Annotated in this window: 15 protein-coding genes; 6 read left to right on the top strand and 9 right to left on the bottom strand. The window is 56.3% G+C overall.

Going from position 1 to position 21,608, the window contains the following annotated elements:
* The first annotated feature begins 9 nt into the window (after positions 1-9).
* Both ilvB and THTE_RS07345 read left to right on the top strand, forming a co-directional pair.
* Entirely contained in the window at positions 10-1,803 is a 1,794-nt protein-coding gene (ilvB, locus tag THTE_RS07350) for a biosynthetic-type acetolactate synthase large subunit (protein WP_095414815.1), read from the top strand.
* A gap of 235 nt (positions 1,804-2,038) precedes the next feature.
* Positions 2,039-2,884: a hypothetical protein gene (locus THTE_RS07345; protein ID WP_095414814.1), complete on the top strand. Its 846-nt coding sequence runs from the start codon at positions 2,039-2,041 to the stop codon at positions 2,882-2,884.
* A 97-nt stretch (positions 2,885-2,981) separates the two neighbouring features.
* Here the strand turns inward: THTE_RS07345 and THTE_RS07340 are convergent, their stop codons facing one another.
* The 7 genes from THTE_RS07340 to THTE_RS07310 form a co-directional block, all read right to left on the bottom strand.
* Positions 2,982-5,090 carry a bifunctional serine/threonine-protein kinase/formylglycine-generating enzyme family protein gene (locus tag THTE_RS07340; RefSeq protein WP_095414813.1) on the bottom strand — a complete coding sequence of 703 codons (2,109 nt, stop codon included), beginning with the start codon at positions 5,088-5,090 and terminating at the stop codon, positions 2,982-2,984.
* A gap of 231 nt (positions 5,091-5,321) precedes the next feature.
* Positions 5,322-6,506 (bottom strand): HD domain-containing phosphohydrolase, encoded by a 1,185-nt coding sequence (locus THTE_RS07335; protein WP_095414812.1) that lies wholly within the window; start codon positions 6,504-6,506, stop codon positions 5,322-5,324.
* Positions 6,507-6,513: 7 nt separating this feature from the next.
* On the bottom strand, positions 6,514-7,776 hold the full coding sequence (locus tag THTE_RS07330; protein ID WP_095414811.1) for an HDOD domain-containing protein: 1,263 nt from the start codon (positions 7,774-7,776) through the stop codon (positions 6,514-6,516).
* 3 nt (positions 7,777-7,779) lie between these two features.
* Positions 7,780-9,009: a response regulator gene (locus tag THTE_RS07325; RefSeq protein ID WP_168175807.1), complete on the bottom strand. Its 1,230-nt coding sequence runs from the start codon at positions 9,007-9,009 to the stop codon at positions 7,780-7,782.
* A 73-nt stretch (positions 9,010-9,082) separates the two neighbouring features.
* The gene (locus THTE_RS07320) at positions 9,083-9,649 is read right to left on the bottom strand and encodes a sensor histidine kinase (RefSeq protein ID WP_157731890.1); all 567 of its coding nucleotides are present in this window, start codon (positions 9,647-9,649) and stop codon (positions 9,083-9,085) included.
* Positions 9,646-11,325, bottom strand: a complete 1,680-nt coding sequence (locus tag THTE_RS07315) for a PAS domain-containing protein (RefSeq protein ID WP_095414808.1) — start codon at positions 11,323-11,325, stop codon at positions 9,646-9,648. The genes THTE_RS07320 and THTE_RS07315 overlap by 4 nt, the downstream gene beginning before the upstream one ends.
* A 101-nt stretch (positions 11,326-11,426) precedes the next feature.
* Complete coding sequence (locus tag THTE_RS07310) at positions 11,427-12,293, bottom strand: HDOD domain-containing protein (protein WP_095414807.1); 867 nt, start codon at positions 12,291-12,293, stop codon at positions 11,427-11,429.
* 692 nt (positions 12,294-12,985) lie between these two features.
* Here THTE_RS07310 and THTE_RS07305 point away from each other — a divergent pair.
* Genes THTE_RS07305 through THTE_RS07295 form a run of 3 tightly spaced genes read left to right on the top strand, consistent with a single transcriptional unit; the run spans position 12,986 to position 15,763 of the window.
* A complete protein-coding gene (locus tag THTE_RS07305; RefSeq protein ID WP_095414806.1) occupies positions 12,986-13,858 on the top strand; it encodes a GAF domain-containing protein in 873 nt (290 codons plus the stop codon).
* A gap of 29 nt (positions 13,859-13,887) precedes the next feature.
* Positions 13,888-15,288: a sensor histidine kinase gene (locus tag THTE_RS07300; RefSeq protein WP_157731889.1), complete on the top strand. Its 1,401-nt coding sequence runs from the start codon at positions 13,888-13,890 to the stop codon at positions 15,286-15,288.
* Between the two features lie 46 nt (positions 15,289-15,334).
* A complete protein-coding gene (locus tag THTE_RS07295) occupies positions 15,335-15,763 on the top strand; it encodes a response regulator (protein WP_095414804.1) in 429 nt (142 codons plus the stop codon).
* Here the strand turns inward: THTE_RS07295 and THTE_RS07290 are convergent.
* Positions 15,748-16,701 (bottom strand): restriction endonuclease, encoded by a 954-nt coding sequence (locus THTE_RS07290; protein ID WP_095414803.1) that lies wholly within the window; start codon positions 16,699-16,701, stop codon positions 15,748-15,750. The genes THTE_RS07295 and THTE_RS07290 overlap by 16 nt on opposite strands.
* Positions 16,702-17,127: 426 nt before the next feature.
* Here THTE_RS07290 and THTE_RS07280 point away from each other — a divergent pair, with 426 nt between their 5' ends.
* The gene (locus THTE_RS07280) at positions 17,128-20,031 is read left to right on the top strand and encodes an alpha-galactosidase (RefSeq protein WP_095414801.1); all 2,904 of its coding nucleotides are present in this window, start codon (positions 17,128-17,130) and stop codon (positions 20,029-20,031) included.
* Positions 20,032-20,099: 68 nt separating this feature from the next.
* Here THTE_RS07280 and THTE_RS07275 read toward each other — a convergent pair whose 3' ends face one another.
* Complete coding sequence (locus THTE_RS07275; RefSeq protein WP_095416816.1) at positions 20,100-21,512, bottom strand: neutral/alkaline non-lysosomal ceramidase N-terminal domain-containing protein; 1,413 nt, start codon at positions 21,510-21,512, stop codon at positions 20,100-20,102.
* Between the last annotated feature and the right edge of the window lie 96 nt (positions 21,513-21,608).

The raw sequence follows: 21,608 nt of genomic DNA, 5'->3' as shown, positions 1-21,608 counted from the left end.
TGAAAACCAGTGAGCACGGCAACAAAGGCGCCTCAAACTCGAAGCCCTCAGATCGAAGTGAAGCGTGAACCGGTCAGCGGCGCTGAAATCGTCGTGCAGTCGCTCGTGAATCACGGGGTTGAGGTCGTCTTTGCTTACCCCGGGGGGGCCAGTATGCCCATTCATCAGGCCCTCACGCGATATCGGGATAAGATTCGCGTTGTGCTTCCGCGACATGAGCAGGGCGGCGGTTTCGCCGCTCAGGGGTATGCCCGGTCTACAGGTAAAGTTGGCGTGTTCATGACGACGAGCGGTCCGGGGGCAACGAACGCCATCACTCCCTTGGCCGACGCCAAATTGGACAGTGTCCCGATCATCGCAATTACGGGGCAGGTGGGGACATCCGTCATCGGAACGGATGCTTTCCAGGAGACGCCCACCGTTGAGGTCAGCCGGAGTATCACAAAGCACCACTATCTGGTGACGGACGTCAATGATCTCGCCCGTGTGTTCAAAGAGGCCTTCTACGTAGCCAGCACGGGACGCCCCGGCCCAGTTTTGATCGACATTCCTAAAAATGTGCAAATCGCCCAAACCGTGCCCGATTACGACGTGCCGATGGATCTGCCCGGCTACAAGCCGGTACCCCGTCTGGCGCGACCGGAAGAACTGCGTGAAGTGGCGCGGGTGGTGAAAAAGTCACGGCGTCCAGTTATTTACGCGGGAGGTGGCGTCATCACTTCGGGTGCGGCTGACGCCCTCCGTGAGTTTGCGGAGAAGACATCCATCCCTGTGGCCATGACTGCGATGGGCCTGGGTGGATTTCCGGGTGACCACCCGCTCTCGCTTGATATGCTGGGCATGCATGGCAGCATTTATGCCAATTACGCGGTGGCCGAGTGCGACCTGCTCCTTGCGTTTGGTGTGCGATTCGACGATCGTGTCACGGGCAAAGTCAGCGAATTCGCAAAATATGCTACCATTGTCCACATCGACATCGACCCCTCCGAACTTAATAAGGTGAAGCACGCCCACATTGGCATTGTGAGCGACCTGAAATACGCCCTTGAGGAATTGAATAAGATCATTGAGCCGCCTGAGGACATTTCTGAGTGGCATGCCAAGATTAAACACTGGAAGGAGACGGAACCTTTCCGGTATCGGGAGCATCCCGAGGCGATTCTTCCCCAACAGGCGATTTACGAGCTTTGGAAACTGACCAAAGACCGTGACACGATCATCACCACCGGCGTCGGCCAGCATCAGATGTGGGCGGCACAGTTTTACAAATTCCGCAAGCCGCGGACGTGGCTATCAAGCCTCGGTCTGGGAACAATGGGATTTGGGCTGCCCGCGGCCATCGGTGCCAAGATTGCCCATCCGGATAAACTTGTCATCGATATCGATGGCGACGGTAGTTTCCTCATGAATATTCAGGAGATGGCCACCTGCTACTGCGAGAAGGTGCCGGTTAAAGTACTGCTTCTCAATAATCAGCACCTGGGCATGGTGGTCCAATGGGAAGACCGCTTTCATGCCCGGAACCGGGCGCATACCTATCTCGGCCCAATCGACGAGCCAGAGGCCGTCGGACAGGGGCAGGGGCTTGCTCCGCGGTATCACTATCCCGATTTTGTGACCATCGCCAAAGGCTTCAATTGGAAGGCTCGGCATATTCGGCACAAATCAGAACTCCTGGATGGCCTCAAAGAGCTGATCGACAGTGAGGGCCCCTTCCTCCTGGATGTTCTTGTCCCCTATCAGGAACACGTGTTGCCAATGATTCCCGCGGGAATGACCATTCGCGAACTCATCCGCGAGTGACATTGCCGTAGGATGAGCGGGACACAAACACTATCACTGGTTACCACGCCGGAGCCAATCCACTCATTAGGACTGGCCGATTTAGTCAATATGAGGGGATTGACAAACCTCTGCGCGTTGGGATAGAAAACAGAGTCGATTCTTAACTTTATTCTCTCCTACTCCCGATGAGCGCAAACACGCAGTAGGCGTGGGGTGTAATAACCAGGGTCTTTTCAATGAGGAGGTTCGAGCCATGGCTCGGTCGGCCAAGTGGGCTCCAGCAGTCGTGCTGGGAATCGTAACGCTGGCGTTTGTGGTGGTGTGTTTCGGGAATGTGGCGCAGGGCGGTGACGGCTGCCAATGCGGGCCAACCAACACAGCAACCGAAACAAGAGGACCGTGCGTTTGCCTTTTTTATGAGTACTGCCTTTATGTGCCGCCGCCCCCGTCGAGCCCGATTTACTATTACTACGGCATGGCCTGCCCGGTTGAGGGGAATCCAGGGACGGTCGTGTATTCCGACGCCATCCGCCGCACCGTAGGTTCCTGTCATTGCTCCAGCCCGTCGGCCTGTCCGGATCCTCCCAGTTGTTCTGACGGTAACTGTTTCAAGCCCAATGGGCGACTCATTCACCTAGCGCATGAGGTGACACCCCGCCCACCGTACGTGATCGTACCTCCAGGGGTAACCAAAAAGTGCTATCCAAAAATTCCACCACAAGCTCCTCCGATCTTTCTTTCTCCGCACGTGCCACCGGGTTTCTCTGCGAAACCTGAAGGCGATCCGTGGTTTGCCAAGCTCTATTTCCTGAAAGGAAAGTCTGCGATCGTGAAACTTCAAAAAATCCGCATGGTCGCTTCGGCAGAGGGATTGCCAGAAAGCATAAAAGGCGAAACTACGATCGGGCACGGTGTTGAGGTTGTCGGGAAACCGGAAGGTCAAATCGTGGATATCCCGCGGGATAAAATTCACTGTCCCTCCTCGGATTCTGAAACGTCAACCTCGTGCGTGGTGCTGGTGGAGTACGAGGGCACAATTTACATCGTGCTTCTCGGGGAGCCCGTGGAGTGCACACCTACAAAGGCGGCTAACCTGTAAACCAGACTCGAATTTGAGCAGGGCTCCAGGAAAGCCAACGGCGTCCGTCTTTTCGCCGTTTTCCGTGGTCACGATCGTCACCCCCAACCGGTGGATTCTATCGCTCAACGGAGCGTATAAAGTCTTCCGGGGCGATCCTGGGTTTAACGCTTCGCGCGCACCGGAACCCGAGGCCGGGCTTCTTGGTGCCCTCATGAAGGACCAGCCGAGGAGTGCTAATCCCTGCGATTTCGAGTGCTTCCGGCTTGCGATCCAGAATGGAGAGCGTTGCGCCCCATACGACACGACCGCGGATGGTCCTGCTCGGAGAACCGCTCAGGTCGGGTAACAGGGCTACCGTGATCGTCCACTCAGCCACGTTGGAGAAAAGTCCCCTAACCGGGCGTTGCGGGTCCACAAGGAGGAAATCCCCTTTATCCTCAGAAGCCGCACTGAACGTCAAATTCACTCTCTTTGCACCAGCCCTGGATCGTTCACGTTCTAAATGCGTTGCCGCCAGCAGGAACTCCGCTTCCGTGGGAATCCGTTTGCCAACAACTTCCGCGAAAGCAATGGCTTGATCGAGCGATATGCATGTGAGGGCATCGCTGTCGTCGGGCTTTTCTGTCAAGCAGCTTGTAGAATCTGGTAGCTCACCTTCGTTGCCGCGATACTTTTTGCAGGTAATCTCCTCAGTGTCGAGGAAAAAGCTGGGCACAAACTGCCGATGGGGTGTGGGAACTACGTTTCCTGAGACAGAGGGTACCCTTGGAGGAACGGTCGTGACCTCACCCCCGGGGATGAGTGCCATGTCGCGAGCCACAAAGTGATCAGGAATTTTGACCACGGGCAGCGTGACTTTCTTGCCGTTCCATTCCCACGAACGGTGAGGATAGATCGTGGGAACTTCTTGCTGGTCACGTGGCACATGCCGATAAACCTCGTGGAACCGTCCATCAGGTAGGTAAGCCACCACCAGATAATCGCCGGAAAGAAGACTCTGAAGTACAGGACTTTTCTTGGGTACGGTGGCGTTTTCTGGAACTGGCTCGCCTGATTCCTGATCGATTGGAATAAAAACCACATTGGCCCCCGAGGGAATGGTATCGATCACAACCTGTCGGAACTGCGACCAGTGCCGGTACACTTGGGTAGCAACCAGTGTTGTCACGAGTAACGCCAAAAACACCAAACCGCATAAGGTGATCGCGAGCGGGCGGTTCCTCTCAATCCAGCGTGCTGTCCGCCCCACCCAGCCCACCCGTCTTGCGCGAATGGGCAATCCCGCACGGAACCGCCGAAGATCCTCGGCAAACTCAAGTGCACTCTGGTAGCGAGCCGCGGGGTCCTTGGCAAGGGCTTTCAAGCAGATTGTTTCCAGGTCCCTGGAAACTTGCCTGTTAAAACGGCGGGGAGGAGTCGGATCCACATATCGGATCTGGTCCAGCAACCCATGAACACTGTCTGCACTGAAAGGCAGCTTGCCAGCCAGCATCTCGTACAGGATGACCCCCAGCGAAAACACGTCGCTACGGGCATCGGCGTGGCATGCCCCTCCTTTGGCTTGTTCCGGTGACATGTACGATGGCGTGCCCAAGACGAGCCCTTCGGCTGTCACGGTGGAGTCAGTGGTCAGCTCTTTTGCCAGTCCAAAATCGGTCACATAGGCCCGTCGCTGGGCATCCAAAAGAATATTGCTTGGTTTCAGGTCACGATGGATTACCCCCTCCTGATGGACATAATGAAGGGCATCCGCGACCTGGATACAAATGTTCACAATCTCGCATAATGTCGGCCGGGTCGCTGCCAAATAATTGGCAAGTGTGCACCCTTCGATATAGTCACTTGCAATGTAGATCCGGCCGTCCGCGACACCCACCTCATGAATGGCCACAATGTTCGGATGGCGGAGTTTGGCAGCAGCCCGGGCCTCTCGTAAAAACCACCGCCTTGTTCCCTCGTCCATCATCTCCGTGCGGGGGATCTTGAGAGCCACAATGCGGTTCAACCTGATATCCCGCGCTTTGAAGACTTCCCCGAATCTTCCAGTTCCTATGTGTTCGAGGAGCTGAAAATGGCCAAGGGCGATGAGATCTTTGGGATGGATCGAGAGAGTCGCTGTTTCAAAAGGATTGTGTCGACCGCAGTGTGGGCAGACCACATCGTCGGGTAATTGACCGTCCCCCACTTCCAGCGTGCCCGAACAATCCGGACAGCGGATGATCATGATGGCGCCCCCGCCGATGTTGGCTTATAAGAACTTCACATCCAGTTCGCTCTCCATTAATTATACCAATCTCGCATGGACATGCACCAACCGAAAAAACGAACAGACGAAAAAAGTTGCCTTGTGTAGAGATCAACAATAAGCACTTCCCAGGCAACCAAACGTTTTTCGGGACTTACTTATCATTCTCCACGTTTTCTGGCAAAAAACCACTGACAGGTGTTCAGTAGTTCATTGGTCGGGAATGAGTTGGTTTTCCAGGTTTTCCTGGTCGGTATTGGTGGGTACGAAAACGCGAATAGGCCGGGCGATCCCCACGTTCACTGCGTAATTGCGCAAGCGAAAGCGAATCGCCGGGGTGATTTCCTGACCTTTGCTGCAAAGAAGCGTTCCACTGACGGAATACACGTTATCGGCCAGGATCAAGCCGTCCACCAGGTCGGAAACTTTCATTTCTCGTACCACGCACACGCGATTCAGGTTGAGCGTCCGCCGCAGTGCTGCCACCACAGCCGGATCATACCAGCCGCGACGATCCATGATTTCGGCCAATGCCATCTCCGGAGAAATCCCCGCCTGCAAAAGGTCATCCCAATCCATCGCCAGTTTCAATATCCGGGATCCCAGTGGAATCGCCTCCTCAGCGATCAGATCGGCCGGAAATCCACGGCCGTCAAAAAGCTTTTCTTGATAGGCCACGATGAGAGCCACCTGTTCAAGCCGGGGAATTTTGCTCAACAAATCGTAGGCGATTCTGGGATGCGTCTGATAGGTCAACTGCTCGTGATCTTTGAGGGCCTCGCCCCGAAACACCTTCCGCACGATCTCGTCCGGCATGGCAATACATCCGATTGGTGCGAGCATCGCTGCAATCTCGATCTGCCAGGAATCGCGAACATTGAGTTCCCGACACAAACGGGCCGCAATTTCGCGCACGCGGAGCGCTCGCCCAAAGGCTTCGGGGGCCACCAGGCTCAGGATGTCTGTGAGCACGCGGATGCAGCCAGCCAAGGTTTTGGAGAGAAGCTCGCGCTCTGCCGTGATCAGACGGTACTGTTCCAGTCCCGCTTCCAGCGCACGCGCCAGGACTTCCGGCGGACATGGTTTGGTCAGGAACCGGAAGATGTATCCCTCATTGACCGCGTCAATAGCCGTCTGTTGATCGGCATTGCCGGTTAAAATCATCCTCACCGTGTCGGGATTGATCTCGCGGACTTGCCGTAGGAATTCCACTCCATTCATGTTCGGCATCCGCATATCCGAGACGACCACCGCAAACGGCCCCCTTTCTCTGACACAGCGCAGTCCTTCCTCGGGTCCCAGCGCCGTCTCAAGATTGAACTTGCGGCGAAGCGTTCTCTGGAATGCTTGAAGGATATGCACGTCGTCGTCCACAAAAAGAATCTTGTCACTCATATCTTTCTCACTCTGTTGCTGTCTCTTGAAGGACCGGCTCGCTCACATTTCCCTCACGTTCCTCGTCCCGGAATGTCTCTTCGACCACTTGCTCCACTTCTTTCTCCCAGCTTTTTAGGCGGTCCTCCAGACCGATCGTGCGAAGATAATCCTGGTTCAGGAACGGTTGACCCCCACCGATGCTTCCCACCAGCCGCTGGACCAGTACCTCCGCTACATGAACCGCTGTGGTCGGAGTAAATCCCCCTACCGGGGACGCAGATGGCCGATCCGCATACATCACGGCGTCCACCACGGGTTCCGGCAGGCCCCAGAGTGCAAAGAGATATGCGCCCGCCTGGGTCCGAGCAACGCCGTAGACCTGAGTTTCCAGTTGCCTGAGCGATCCGTGCCCCTCCACAGCGAGTCTGAAGATCTGGTGATATTTGGTGATATCCAGCGCTGCATAAATAACCACACCCACTTTAGCGAAAAGTCCGCCCAGATAGCTGTACGTGCAAAAGGGTTCCCCCGCGTTTTCCATCTGAGCGATTCGCTGCGCGGCCCGTGCCACTGTGCAGCAAAGACGATTGTAAAATCTCCCCAAATGACTGAGATCTTCCTCGAGCGGGATGGGCGTAAACAGGTCCTGCGACAGCACCAGCGGCCGAATGACATCCATCCCGAGTACTCGCACTGCTTCCTCCGGCAGACACGCGCTGCGCTGCGTTCCAAAAAAATTGGAACTGACAAGCTGCATCACCTTGGCGCACATACCAACGTCAGAAGCCATTAGCTTGGCCACGGTTCTGATACTCACATCATCCTGCGTCAGAACACGCCGCAACTGGGTCAGTGCTTCTGGCACGACCGGGAGTGCCGCTATCCGTGAAATCTCTGCCCGAACCTCCTCGTTGATGACGCGGTCCCTCAGTTCGCTCAATCGGGTGAGGGTTTTCCGCAATGTCTCCGGCTCACATGGTTTGGCAAGAAATTGATGGGTGGGCCTGATAGCCCGCATGACGGCCGCCCGATCGCACTGCCCACTCAGCGCGATTCGGATGGTGGCCGGTGCGCGCTCCTGAACCTGCGTCAAAAGCTCGGCACCGTCCATAACAGGCATCCGAATGTCGCTCACGACGACGTCTGGTGGCTGCTTCTCGATTTGCTCGAGGGCCTTGAGGGGGTTGTCAAAAAATTCCATCTGCCACTGGGAGCGGAATCCCCGCATCAACCGCCGAAGACCTTCCAGGACTCTCGTGTCGTCATCCACGAAAATGATCCGCTTCATTGCTTACTCCGATAAACACCGCGCACTCGATTCGTCCGAATCGGAACTGGCAGCGTCTTGCCATTCCCCGCATAACTGGGTGTCCACACTCGCCAGCCACCCTTCATTGTCCGCAGGAATTCTTCGAAACCGATCGCTGAGCTTGCGAAAGACCTCCTCATGGCAGCGGAACACTTCAACCATCCGCGGATCAAACGCCTTGTGCGCCTCTTCCGACGCTGGCAATACCACGAGAGAAGAGAGATGTGCCCAAGCCACCGGGCGGGTTGCATGGTCGATGGCATCAGCAATGGCGACGATCCGTCCCGGGAGGGGTATCGCTCCGCCTTCCAACCCGTACGGGAACCCCGTGCCGTCCCATCGCTCGTGATGACTAATCGCAACCTGGGCAGCCGTCTTGACGATCGATGATGTCCCGGAATCGCTGTCTTCGCCGGTTGGCAGCATGCCTGACCAGGGCGTGCGCCCCCGCAAAATCTGCTCGCCATACTGGCAATGCTTTTGCCAGATGGTTATCTCCCCAGGACTGAACATGCCTGCCCGCACAAGGAGAGCATCGGGCAAAGCGATCTTGCCCACGTCGTGGAGCATTCCCGCCCAAAAGATCTCGCGACACTGACTGTCCTCCAGCTTCAGCAATTGCGCGAGCACTTTGGAATACACAGCAACCCGCATGCTGTGGAAAGCTAAATCAGGATTGCGCTGCTGGATCACAATCAGCAGCCGCAAGATGGTTCCCATTCGCTCAGAAGCAAGCTCTCGCAAGTGTCGGTCCAGAATCCGACGCAAACGCACGTTGAGTGCGGCGAGGATGTCCTGCCCCTCTTTCCATCGCAGGACCTGCTGCAATCGGGTGACCAGGTGCCGCGGTTCCACGGGTTTTTCCAGCAGATCCATCGCCCCCAATTCAAGGGCACGCAGCTTGGTTTCGTAATCCCCCCATCCCGTGACAACCACCACAGGAATACAGGCCGTGCGCGGGTCCATCTGCATCCGTTCCAAAAGGGTCAAACCTGTGACTTTGGGCATCCGCACATCCGTCACCAGGACATCAAATCGGTCACGCTGCAAGCGCAGCCAGGCTTCTTCCGGATCGGTGACGGCCTCAAGTTCCCAATCACGGTGGAACTGGTTGATGATCCTGGCCAGGGAACGGACCACGGCCGGTTCGTCATCGAGCAAGAGAATCCGCTTTTTTCTGTTCTCCAGGAGCACGGATCTTAAAATCTCCACAGTCTGTTCACTCCTATTAACGGGAATGGGCACGGTTGATGTCGCGCAAACCTGGCCAAAGGCCTTGTACCTGTCATGCGATCACGGACTCGGGAGACCCGCCAGGCAAATCGGAAGCATTCTTTTCCTCTTCCTGATCGTGAATAGGAATGCGCACGATAAAGGTCGTCCCTTTTCCTGGGGTCGTTTCAACATCGATCGTGCCATGGTGCTTTTCCACCACGATCGAATGCGTGATCGCCAGGCCCTGTCCGGTTCCCTTACCCACGGGTTTGGTTGTAAAGAAGGGATCGAAGATGCGGTCGCGGATGGCCTCTGGAATACCGGTTCCCGTATCACTGACGCGGATCTCCAGCCAATCCCCCTGGCAGCGCGTCGAAATCGTAATTTTTCCCCGTTCATTTGTGACCCCTCCCAGTTTGTCCCCAATGGCATGGGCTGCATTCACAATCAGATTGAGTAACACCTGATTCATTTCACCAGGCGAACAATACACAGGTGGAAGTCGCGGGTCTAAATCGAGCTCCACATCCGCCACATATTTCCACTCGTTTCGGCACACTGTCACCGTGCTCTCCACACAGCGGTTGAAATCCACCACCTGCTTCGCCTGCGCCGCTGGGTGCGAGAATTCTTTCATCGAACGGACAATCTTGGCCACCCCGCGCACGCCTTCCATTGCTTCATTGAGAGCGCGTGGAACATCCTCATACAGGTAGTCCAGGTCAACCTCGCGGATTGCATCGTAGAGAGCCGCCAGGTGTTCTTCCTGGATCGCCTCTTCACTGAGCAACCGCCTGCGAATTTCGAGACAACCCTGAAAGATGGGATCCAGTTCCTTCCATGCTTCCAGGACGAAACAAATATTGTCCCCAATGTATTGGGTGGGGTATTGATCTCGTGGGCGATTCCGGCCGCCAACTGGCCGATCGATTCCATCTTCTGAGCCTGGCGCAGCTTGGCTTCCAGCATTTGCCGTTCTGAAATATCGCGAAATGTAATGACCTGACCGGTAATCCTCTCATCCTCCCGGATCGGCTGGCTGCTGCATTCCACAGGAAACGTGCTTCCGTCGCGCCGCCGAAATACGGTCTGCGTCAGTGCAGGCGTGGCCGAATGTGGCAAGCCCTTGACCGGGAAGAAATCTCTCATTCCGTGGTTTCCGGCCTGCGCCACAGGCTGATGCACAGTCTCCCGAAACGACCGCCCCAAGAGTTCGTCGCATTCCCAACCCAGCATCCGCGATGCAGCCGGATTGACAAACGTGATGCGTCCTTCATGATCGACGCCGACGATGCCATCCCCGGCCGCATTCAGAATCATCTGGTTCATCAGATGGAGACGGCGTTGCTGCTCTTCCAATCGCTTGCGAATGGTGATATCGCGAAAAATGACGATGTACCTGCGTTCCTGCCCGAGGGACACCTCGCTTACCGAGAGCTCGAGCTCGATGGCCGTTCCGTCTTTCCGCTGCCCCTGAATTTCGCACACCTGTCGTTCACTCTTGAGGGCCTGGCAGAGAACCTCTAAAGAGGACGCCTCCCGATGGTCACACCCCAGAAGCACATCCACCGGTTGGCCAACAAGTTCATTCTCGCGAAAACCAAAGATTTCTTCCGCCGCCTCATTGATCGACTGAATCGTTCCCGATTCGTTAAGCGTCACAATGGCGTCGGCCGCCTTGCGCATGATGGTTTGAATTTGATGGTAGTGCTCCTCCTGCTCCCGAAGCCGCTGCTCGCGCTCAGCCACCACACTAGCTACCGCCTCGGCATGCGAGGTCTTCAACGTGATCCGTTCGTTAAGGAGCTGCTCCACATGCTTTTCGGCCTGGAGAAGTTTCTCCTTCTGTTGCCATTCCAACTCCAAGAGCAACATCGTGAGAATCTCCGCGGCCGGCATGGCCGAGTCGTCTTCGTACCAATCTCGCCAGCCATCCTCAGCATCTTCTTTCAACCAGTCGTTCTCAAGAACAGCAGCCAAGACTTGAGGGGGCAATGTCCCCCGTAGCGGCCAGACAAGAAGGAATGAGGAGGGCTCGTTGGGAACCGCCAGGCGGTGCGCTCCGACTGTGGGGTCCACATGTTTCACCAGGTCAACCAATTTGTCCCAAACAGCCGGGGCGAGTGTGTTGATAAGTGTGGTTGAGGCCGTCGGTCCATCCCCCGGGCAACCGAGTGACTGAACCCACAGGGCTTTGCACCGTGCGAGGAACCCCGAACCAGATGCTCTGAAAGGCTGGGAGAAATTTCCCACCTCGGGATCCTGCCACTTTTCTAAAAACTCAGTCAGGTTTTCGGGGACGATGCCATCCATTTGTCACCTCGCTTTCGGCTGTCTTTGCCCCTCGGCCACATTTGCGCGATCTATTCCGCCGCGGTCTTCACGCTTCACACAACCGATTCGTTCCCCGTCCGTCAAAGTTCATACAACATCGCGTTTTGGGCTATTTCCCGATCCAGGTCTTCAGCCAGCACAGCAATATCTGCCTTTGTGAGATTCAATCCCTGGAGGGCCCAAGTGGGTACGCGGACGAGGTTGATTCCCACAGAAGGCATGCCTTTCAAAGTACAGATGAGGTTGGCCACGGCGACGCAGCGAATGATGTTAATCTGCTCGCCGCGATAAAGGGCCGCATTGTGATGAAAGGCAATGGAAGTCCGCACATTTTCGGGGAATCCCCATGCTCGGGCGACCGCCTCGCCCAACTCTGCGTGGTCAAAGCCCAGGAACTGCCGTTCCCATTCGCAGAGCGACTTTTCCGGAGTCAGCGCCATAATCATTTGACGAAACTTGGGGTGCACATACTGATCTTCAAGGATGATGCCAATATCGTGCAAAAGGCCGGCCAGAAAAACGTCCTCGAATGCCGCGATTTTGCACCGCATGGCGATCAACCGCGCGCAGATCCCGACCGAAACGAGATGTTTCCAGAGACTGGAGCGCCGGTACGGCTCCACCCCCATGTCATTTCGAAACATTTCCGCCACGCTGGCCGTTAGCGCAATATTGCGGATCTGTTTCATTCCAAGATAGGCAATCGCTTGCTGTAGATTGGTGATGCGGGTTCGCACCGCGTAGGCAGACGAATTAACGTACCGCAAGACTCGTGCACTTAGGGCAGCGTCTGTTTCCATAACCTCTTTAAGGTCACTGGCACTTGAATCGGGATCGTTCGCCACTTCAAGTACCCGCAGGGCAACTTGCGGAATGCTGGAAATATCGTGCACGCGACGGACCACATTCTCCAGCGCGGAGCCGGTTGACGCAGAAACGGCAGCCATCTCCAGAACCCCCCTTATTAACGCTCAGAAACGAATGGGAAATCGGGAATCGATACTACGGGCCATAAAAAGTATAGGTCACGTGGTGGAACAGCTGGGGACGGCGAGAGCAGGTTCTTAGCTCTCGATCCCACGTGCACAAGTAGTTCCAAAGCCTTTCCTGGCCACTCGTTTCCTACCAACGGCGTTTCTTCGGCGTCTTCAGGGCCATACCAGTGTTCGATTCCGTTTGTTCCGCGTGTGGAGATTCGGTGGGATATTCGAAAAATGCCGACGGAGCTTCCACCGGTTCGAACGGCGTAACAAAAACGCAGCCCGTGAGGCGCGGGGACCTGCCACCTGAGCAATTCTCGCCATCGCACGAGGACCTACTTCTGTACTGCTACCCCTCCCCAGCCCGCGGTGAAAGGTTCCCCGAACGTCGCTCACTGAAGATGCCCGCCGAACGAACACGTCCCGACACGCCGCATTTGTGACCTATTGTTTTAACAAAAGGCAAAAGCCAGGAGGCCTCAATTTTCCTAGTAATGGCCAGAACCGCTCCCTAGCAGTGGCAGCCCTTGCATTTTCCTGTCTGGAAGATGGTCGGAAGTTCCGCACAGCACCGCTGGGCACGAAAAATCGCGAACGTCGATGCCGAGTCATTAACATTGAAGGGTCTGTCCCTTTGAAGCAGGCCGCGGAGGTTGCTCATGAACGAGCAGAATGAAACGGTGAAACCTGTCACCCCGGCCCCGCCACTCGGCTTTGCAGTCATAGAGGATTCCGCTCGAATGGGTGCGGCCAACAAATCCTTGGATACACAACCCTGCGCGGACGCCTCGGCGGCCTCCCTCGTTGAGACACTGACTCGGATCAACGAATGCTTCCTGCGACTTTCCAGCGACGACGTATACTCTGAAGTTCTTGATGAAATCCTCAAAGCTCTCAAGAGTGAGTATGGCATCATCGGCTACATCGATCGCTCTGGCCGCCTTGTTTGTCCCAGCCTGACGCGCCACGTGTGGAATCGCTGCCAGATGGCAGACAAGAAAATTGTGTTTGAGTTGGACGAACTGGGCGGTGTCCTCGCGCAGGTCCTCAAGCAGCAACTCACCGTGTGCGTCAATCAACCGGTTGCGACTCCCCCTGGGCACGTGCCCATCACCCGGTTTCTGGGTGTGCCTCTCATCGTCCAGGATCGGTTGGTGGCGGCAATCTTTTTGGCCAATAAATCTAGCGATTACACACAGGAGGATGTGCGTACCCTCGAAATGATCGCCCGATTTCTGGCCCCCATCGTCGATGCCCATATTCGGGAGGAGCAGGAAAAGGAAAAGCGAGTTGAGTACGAAAAAAGACTAGCCATCCAAACACAGCAGTTAAAGCGGCGCAATCGTCAGCTCGAATGCCTAGCCGGGCTGAGCGATCTGGCGGAACGTGGTGCCTCCATCGAAGAGATGGTCGAGCTGACCAGCCATCTCCTGGCTGGGATATTCCAGGACCTTCCAAATGTCTATTCGCGGATCATTTTCGGGGGCAGGTTTACCAAGCTGACTCGTACGAAGAAACAGAGCACAAACTGAGTGCCGCCATCTTTCTAGGAGATGATTACGTGGGCGCCGTGGAAATATGCTGCCCCAAGGAGCTTCTTGATGACGAAGGCTTCTCCGTCTATCGCATGTTTGTCAACGAACTGGCGGAACGTTTGAGCACCGTGTTGACGCGCAAAAAAGTGGAAGAGGAAATCCACGCTTTCCGACGGCAAACAGAACTGGTTCTGGAGGTCACACGCACGGGACTGAGCATCGTGGACCAAGAATGTCGCTTGGTTTATGTGGACCTTTGGCGGCGGGCTGTTTATGGCGACTATCGTGGCAAAACCACGCACGAGTATTTCTGTGGAACGACCGAGCCCTGCTGGGCTTGCCCCACTGCCAGGGCGTTGCGAACCAAAATGCGGGTGACACAGGAACGGATCCTGCCTCGCGAAGGCAATCGCCCAGTGCAAACCACCGCGATCCCTTTCCTGGCACCCGACGCCAAGTGGTACATCAGCGAAATCACGGTGGACCTCACCGATCGGAAGCGCTGGGAAGACCGTTTGGTGCAGGCCGAGCGACTCGCAGCCATCGGTCACCTGGCCGAGATCCTCTCCCACGAGATGAATTCCCCGCTTCAGTACCTGGAACATAATCTCCATTTCCTGCGGGAAACCTGGCGCGAGATCAGCCAAAACCCGCAAGGACTGGTACTGCAAAAAGAAGGATTTTCCACAGGGTCTCAGGGAAATATGCTGGACGATGAACTGCTCACTCGGGAATTCCCGGATGCACTGGAAGAAACCCTCACAGGGGTCCAGCGCCTTGCGAAAATAGTGAAAGCCCTTCGGACTTTCGCCTATCCGGATGAAACAGAAAAGACGGTTCAGGACCTCAATGCTGTTATTCAGCCCGCGGTGGATGTGATGCACTCCCGTGTGTCTAAGGTCGCCGACGTCATTACAGAATTCGACAGCACCCTCCCGCATGTCCCACTGATGGCGGGGGCCTTCAGCCAGGCCGTGTCCAATCTTCTTCTGGGCGCCGTGGAAGCCATCGAAAAGCAGCAAAACTCAGGGGATGAAAAGGGCCTCATCGTGATCCGTACGCGTCGCCTGGATACAGATTGGGTGGAAATAGAAGTCTCTGACAACGGCGTTGCAATGGATTCCCAGGAACGGAAGAATTTCCTCGAACCGTACTTTGCCCACCAGCCAGCATCCGTTACATCCCGCCGCTCCCTGGTTCATCTTTACAGAGTGATCGTGGAAGGACACCAAGGAAGCATCAATGTGGAAAGCGAAGAAAACACAGGCACGCGGATTGTCATTCGGCTTCCGACGCAAGATCTAGAGAAGGCAAAGGCGCACGGCTCCCACCTGACTCCTATCATCGCCAGCGAGCAGGCCGCCGCCTCGCCAGACACAACGACTTTTTTGAACGGGGACATCTCACGATTAAGCTATGGCAAATAAAGTATTGACGTCTCCGTCGCTCTGAAGAATCACCTGGGCGGACGATATGAGCACCGAACGCGACGCACTGGTTTTGGTTGTGGACGACGACGTGAATCTCTTGCGGGGATTGACGCGCGTTCTCCGGCATCAAACCTTTCAACTTTTGACCGCTCGAAGCGGCGAAGAAGCCCGCGAAATCCTCAAACGGTGGCCGGTCGATGTCGTCATCTGTGACCAGCATATGCCGGGAACACGCGGCACGGAACTACTCGCATGGATCGCGGAACATTGTCCTCGTACGGTGCGAATCATCCTGACAGGACAGCCGGACCTGAAAACCGCTGTCGACGCGATCAACCGCGGGCAGGTTTTTCGCTTTCTCACAAAGCCGTGCAGCGACTGGGATCTTGTGATGACGATCCATGACGCTCTGGAAGCTGCACGCTCACCCATGAACGTTTCTTGCCGCCGGCCCGATCATGCGACTCCCTGAGACTGGACTCGCGTTTGGCATGACAATTGGATCAGGTTAATTCTCCCGAAGATTAAGTCCGGTATCATCGTCTGGTCGATAAGTACACAACCGACTCTTTGCGCTAACTCGCGGGCACCGGATGTGAAAACACTATTGGTGATCACCGCACATCCGTGGCACTGGTAAAAGGCCTTGCCGGAGTACGCCTCCTGCACAGCGTCATTGCCCACACTATGGGTGTATCCCTTCACCTGCACAGCCACTCTGTAGCCGTCCCGCTCGCAGATGATATCCGCGCCCTGATCTCCGCTTTTCCCCGTATGATGGACCCGGTAGCCCAGTTCGTTGAGAACCTGCACGAGAAATCGCTCGAACATTTCACCCCGGAACGACCGCCAATCGGCCGAGGCCAGAACGGCGAGACGGTGGAGCCGGGATCGGCGTATCTCCTCCAAAGTGCCGCGAATCGTCGCCACCTGCCGTTCGGTTTGCAATAATTCCTCCTTTTTTTGGGCCAACTCAGCCAGAAGCTGCGTATGCGATTCCAGCAGCCGGGGTAAATGATCCATTAATCTTTGTCTGAGAGCCTCCAGGGTGGTGTCACTGGGGAAAGCAGATAACAATGCGACAACGCACCCTGCAAGGAGCGCGCCAACGGCTACTTTGGGGCCTACTGTGATTGCCAGCCCCACGGCCAGCGTGATTCCCGCACTCAGCCACACGAGAAATCGCATCCACTCGGGCAGCGTCAACCATTTCCGAATGGCGCCCGCGCAGCGCACATAACGCAGCCTGAGCTCCGCCCAAAACCTCTCGCGTTTCAAGCCTGCAAGCGATGAACGTAATGTGTCGATCTGCCGCTTGATTTGAGAACGCTCTGCCTCCACCAGTTGCAGGCTTCGCAGCGTGGCAGCCTCCATCTCCATCAGTTGTCTTGGATCGTCCGGCAGTTTCATAGCTCGCGATGTCCTTTCACGATACGCTTTCGTCAAAAAGTGTTAGACCAAGCCATTCCCATGAGAGTTGGATGGACGCCGTGAAAGGCGTCCTTTTAACAGGTCCGGCTTCCACGCCGACCGAGCATCCCGGTCGCACCCGAACCATGCGAGCGACCGGAGCGCCCGGTTGCACCCGGGCCACGCACTGGTGGGGGCAATTCATGAATTGCCCCTGCGGCGCTTTGCGCTCGTGGCGTGTCATGGGTTTTTGCAAAAATGGGGATGGCTCAGGGCCATTCCCGTGTGGATCTTTCCGCCACGGGCGGGAAGTGTCATAATCCAACGCGGCGGAATCGTGGCACGTTTTCCCATTCTCGAAGAGGTCTGCTACGGTGCAAGGACCTCTGGCGGTCAACCATTTCGTTTTTCCGAAGGAGTTCAACCATGCGGTCATTGCGAAACTCCCGGTCAGTGTTACCGGTGCACCAGGGCGGTCTCCTGGTCATCGTCGTCGCTCTCTGGACCGGCCTGCGTGCACCCTGTCTCAGCCAGGAAATCGTCCTGGAGAACGAATTCGTCCGGTATGTCGTCGGCCCCGATGGTCGAAATCTGAGCTTAACGGACAAAGTCGGCCAGGGCGAACAACTCATCACGACTCAAACCGGGTACATCGTGACGTACCGCCAGGCGGGGAAAACGTTTGTTCCTCGGCGATGCACGAAAAACGGTGACACACTCACTGTGGAATTCGAAAATGGGCGCGTCGTGCTGGAAGTTACGTCCCGGCGGCATCATTTTACGTTTGGCATTAAGTCAGTCGAAGGTGACGCAGATGAAATTCGCCTGCTCAACTTGCTCGTCAAGCCGTCACAGTTGACAAGCAGCATTTCGGGAATTGCGCAGGACGATAACTTCGCCGTAGCCGTGCGATCGCTCAACTTACTCGTGCTCGGCCAGGTCCACAGTGTGCGGCTGACAACCGGTCAGTCTTCCGGCGGCCAACCAGGGAGTTCGCAGGAACCTTCGCAAGCCGCGAGTATCTCTGCCGTGGCCTACCGTGAACACGGCTTTGGCGGGGCGGCGGTGGCCCTCGTCGGATGTCCAACGCCAGGCCTTCGAGACGCGCTTCGGGAAATGCTGGAAGCAGAGGAGGCCATTCGCTCGCCACTCGGCGGCCCTTGGGCTTCGGATGCCCCGGAAACCCAGGGCTCCTACGTTTTTGCGACCGTCTCCGAAGAGAATGCGGATGACTGGATCGAACTCGCCAGGAACGCGGGCATTGCCGAAATCCATATGATCGGGTGGGAGCAGACCCTCGGACATTACCAACCGCGAAAAAATCTTTTTCCTCACGGAATCGAGGGATTGCGCCAGGTGGTGGAAAAAATCCATGCAGCAGGCTTGAAGGCCGGCATGCACACGCTCACGGGCTGTATTTCGCCAGCCGATCCCTGGGTCACGCCACACCCCGATCCTCGGTTGGCGGTGGACGCCCGATTCACCCTTGCAGCGGCGCTCGATGAGAATGCCGATCGGATCATCGTTCAGGAAAAGCCGGGTGACCTGGATACGGTCTGGGCTTACGGCAGTCGAGGAAATGTCCTTCGGATTGGGGATGAGCTCATTCAGTACAGTGGCCTGGCCCAGGAACCTCCCTACGGCTTCACTGGGTGTAAGCGGGGAGCGTTCGGAACAAAGCCTCAGAGTCACGCGCCTGGGAGTTCGGTTGATCACCTCTTCGTGCGTTATGGCTGCTTTTTGCCCGACGAAAAGTCCACGCTTGTCGACGAAATTGCCCAGGCCATCGCCGATGTGTACAACACCTGTGGATTTGACATGATCTACATGGATGGGGCCGAAGGCATGCCCGGTGGATGGTACGGGATCAGTCGGATGCGCGAGGCTATTTTCCGGCGACTCAAGCGTCCGGCACTGGTTGAGGCCAGTTGCTGGGACTACCATTCCTGGGCTTTCCATTCTCGCCTGGGGGCGTGGGATCATCCCAATTGGGGTCTGAAACCGTTTGTGGACTGGCATTGCCGATCCAATGAAGAGCACCGGCGAAGTACTTTACTGCCGGCGCAGCTTGGTTGGTGGGCGATCCTCGGCCCCACCCAGGATCACGACGCCGAACTCCCCGACGAGTTTGAATATCTGTGTGCCAAAGCCCTTGCCTACGGAATGCCGCTTTCATTTCAGGGAATCGCTCCCGGTCCTAATCCTCCCTGTGCCCGGCAGCCAGAATACCTGAAAATGCTTGCCCACTACGAGCGGTTGCGGCTTTCCCAGCAGGTTCCTCAGACTATCCGTGATCGACTTAAAGAAGAGGGCCAGGATTTCCATTTGGAGGTTCGGGCAGACGGTTCCTGGAGGTTTTACCCCGTGGATTACATGTCCCACAAGATCACGGCGGCCATTCCGGAGAGTGACACATGGCAGGTGACCAATCGTTATTCGGCCCAGCCGCTGCGTGTCCGGATCCAGGCCCTCTATGGCGTAGAACCCTACGAGGGTCCGCGTGCTCTGGAAATTCTCTCTTTGAAGTCGGCGGACGAACTTGGTCAGGCGGCTCAGGCAGCGAACGTCACAGCACAGTTTGAACTTGTTCAGGACGACGTCAAGGCTGGAAAGCAAAGTGGAAAGTTTTTTGTGCGCAACTCGGGCAATTCGCCAAGAGGTGCCTGGGCGAAGGTCACAAAGGCCTTTGAGCCCCCAATTAATTTCGAGGACCGAGCGGCGCTGGGAGTATGGGTGCGGGGGGACGGAAGTGGGGCAGTATTAAATCTCCAGTTAAGCAATCCCCTCCATTACTGGCCCACATGCGACGAGCACTACGTTCATCTCGACTTCCAAGGTTGGAGATATTTTGAGCTGCTTTTGCGGGAACGCGACGCCGACGAATTCCACCGCTACGTGTGGCCATATGGAAGCTATTATGCCGTCGTTTACCGATCTCCGCTCATCCGGGACCATGTGAGTGAGCTCAACATCTACCTCAACAATGTGCCAGTGCAGGGAAGTACGACATGCCTCATCAGCCCCGTCCGCGTTATGCCCATTGTTTCAATAAAATTGACCCGCCCAGCACTGGAGCTGAACGGGCGGCGCATCACTTTCCCGGTACCGCTTGCCAGCGGGGATTACCTGGAATTTGACGGCTCGGGGGACGTGCGCGTGTACGACGCCCGAGGAACCCTCACTCAAACCGCGCAGATAGAAGGAGAGATTCCCGAGCTGCAAAATGGCGTCAACACAATTCACTTTAGTTGCGCTGCGGAGACTCCCCCGCAGGTCCATCATCGGGCGAAGGTGACGGTCATCGCCTTTGGCGAGCCCCTCCAACCGTGAGCGCATCGGACTGAATGACAGCCAGACAAACTGGCCAAGTGGGGATCGGCCCACGGCCAATTTGGCCACTAAGGCCGAAGCTCCTGGAACATCTCCAAGATCGCCTCGGTTATCTTGACCGAGGCCTGTTCCTCGACTTTGCACGTGCCCAGCCAGGTTTCGTAGCCGCCCAGTTCGTGCTGGCGAGGAGTGGGCAGATAACCGTATGAGCCGTTTGCGTGGGAAATGGTGAACGTCGGGCGAAATGGACTTTTTTCCCGGATTTCCAGTCCGATCTCGGCGAAGACTTCGAACGGAATTGCGGCGATGCCGAGATCTCCGATGCGAACGGCCTGCAAGGGGACGGAAATGGTTTCAGGGGCCTCCTGTTGCTGAATGACGCGATGGGCGTAAATTTCTTCATGCGGCCGCTCCGGAAGTGGGGGCGCCCCGGCGAGAATTTCCTGTGCCCGCTTCAGTTGCTCAGGTGTTGGTTTGCGCACTTTCAACACGAGTTCTCGCTGTCGCATCCCCAGGGGCACCCAATTATGCCATTGAAGCGACTGATGAGCGTCGAAGACTTTCTGGGCCAGGTCATAAGCGACGTAACGCATCTGCTCGTACGGCTTTTTCGGAGGCCGCGGCTGTCGGAACGAGATGTTGTTGACGTCCCCACTCGCTCCGTTGGAAAGCATTCCAACAAAGGGGGGATCGAGACGGTCCGCACCAAGAAGTTGCTGGATCCGATCAGCAAAAACGCCAAAGTAGTCCGCAGAAATGTGGTTGGAGCCAACTCCTCCCACATAGTGCAACGAGTAGTTTGCCAACAGAGCAATCGGCCGACCGTCACGGGACTGCACAGAAATGAAGGCAAGTTGGGGATCCACCGGACCAGCAGGCTCCACCAGGTCCGGACTGCCCGCTGGCGGATTCATGCGGACTTTGTCCTCCCCACCAAACGGGTTCACTAACCGAACACCAGGTTTCATGAACCATCGGCGATTGTTGAGGTGCTCGGGAACGTCCAAGGTGGCCCAGGCGATGCGAGCCGGTTCCAGACGGGCCACTGCGCAGCGAACTCCATCTGATATTCTCCGCGCCACAAATGTCGCGTAGTCGGACATTTGAGGATCTGGCTTGAGAACGCTCGCCGGCCTTGCACTGATCGAAGAGTGCGTGTGTGTTGCTGCGATCAAAATATGATCTTCCGGAATATCCGTCTGTTCCCGAATCCACCTTTTGGCCAGATCGCATACCTCCCGGGCCAGTCCGAGATTATCCACCACGACGATCGCCACCTTCGTCGTTCCATCATCCAGCACAAGGGCACGCGCAAATAGCTCATCGTGGATGTATTTTCCCGGGGGTGACGACCATCCACCCACGATCGGCTCATCGAGCCAGGGTGTGATGTTGCTTGCAGCTGCACCCGCTTTGAGAACCTTAGATTCTGGGACATTGGCTGCTTCCGACTCCCAGGCCAAGGTCTTCACCACTGCCATCCAGCAAAGAAACCCTGAGACAAAAGTCACCATAGTGCGAGTGCCTATCACGGCGATTCCCTCCAAATAACGAAGGCCCAACGACCTGTCGGTCTT

It is taken from the genome of Thermogutta terrifontis, assembly GCF_002277955.1.
GTDB lineage: Bacteria > Planctomycetota > Planctomycetia > Pirellulales > Thermoguttaceae > Thermogutta > Thermogutta terrifontis.
The sequence above is the reverse complement of the archived record's forward strand: the minus strand, read 5'-3'. Positions and strand labels throughout refer to the sequence as shown.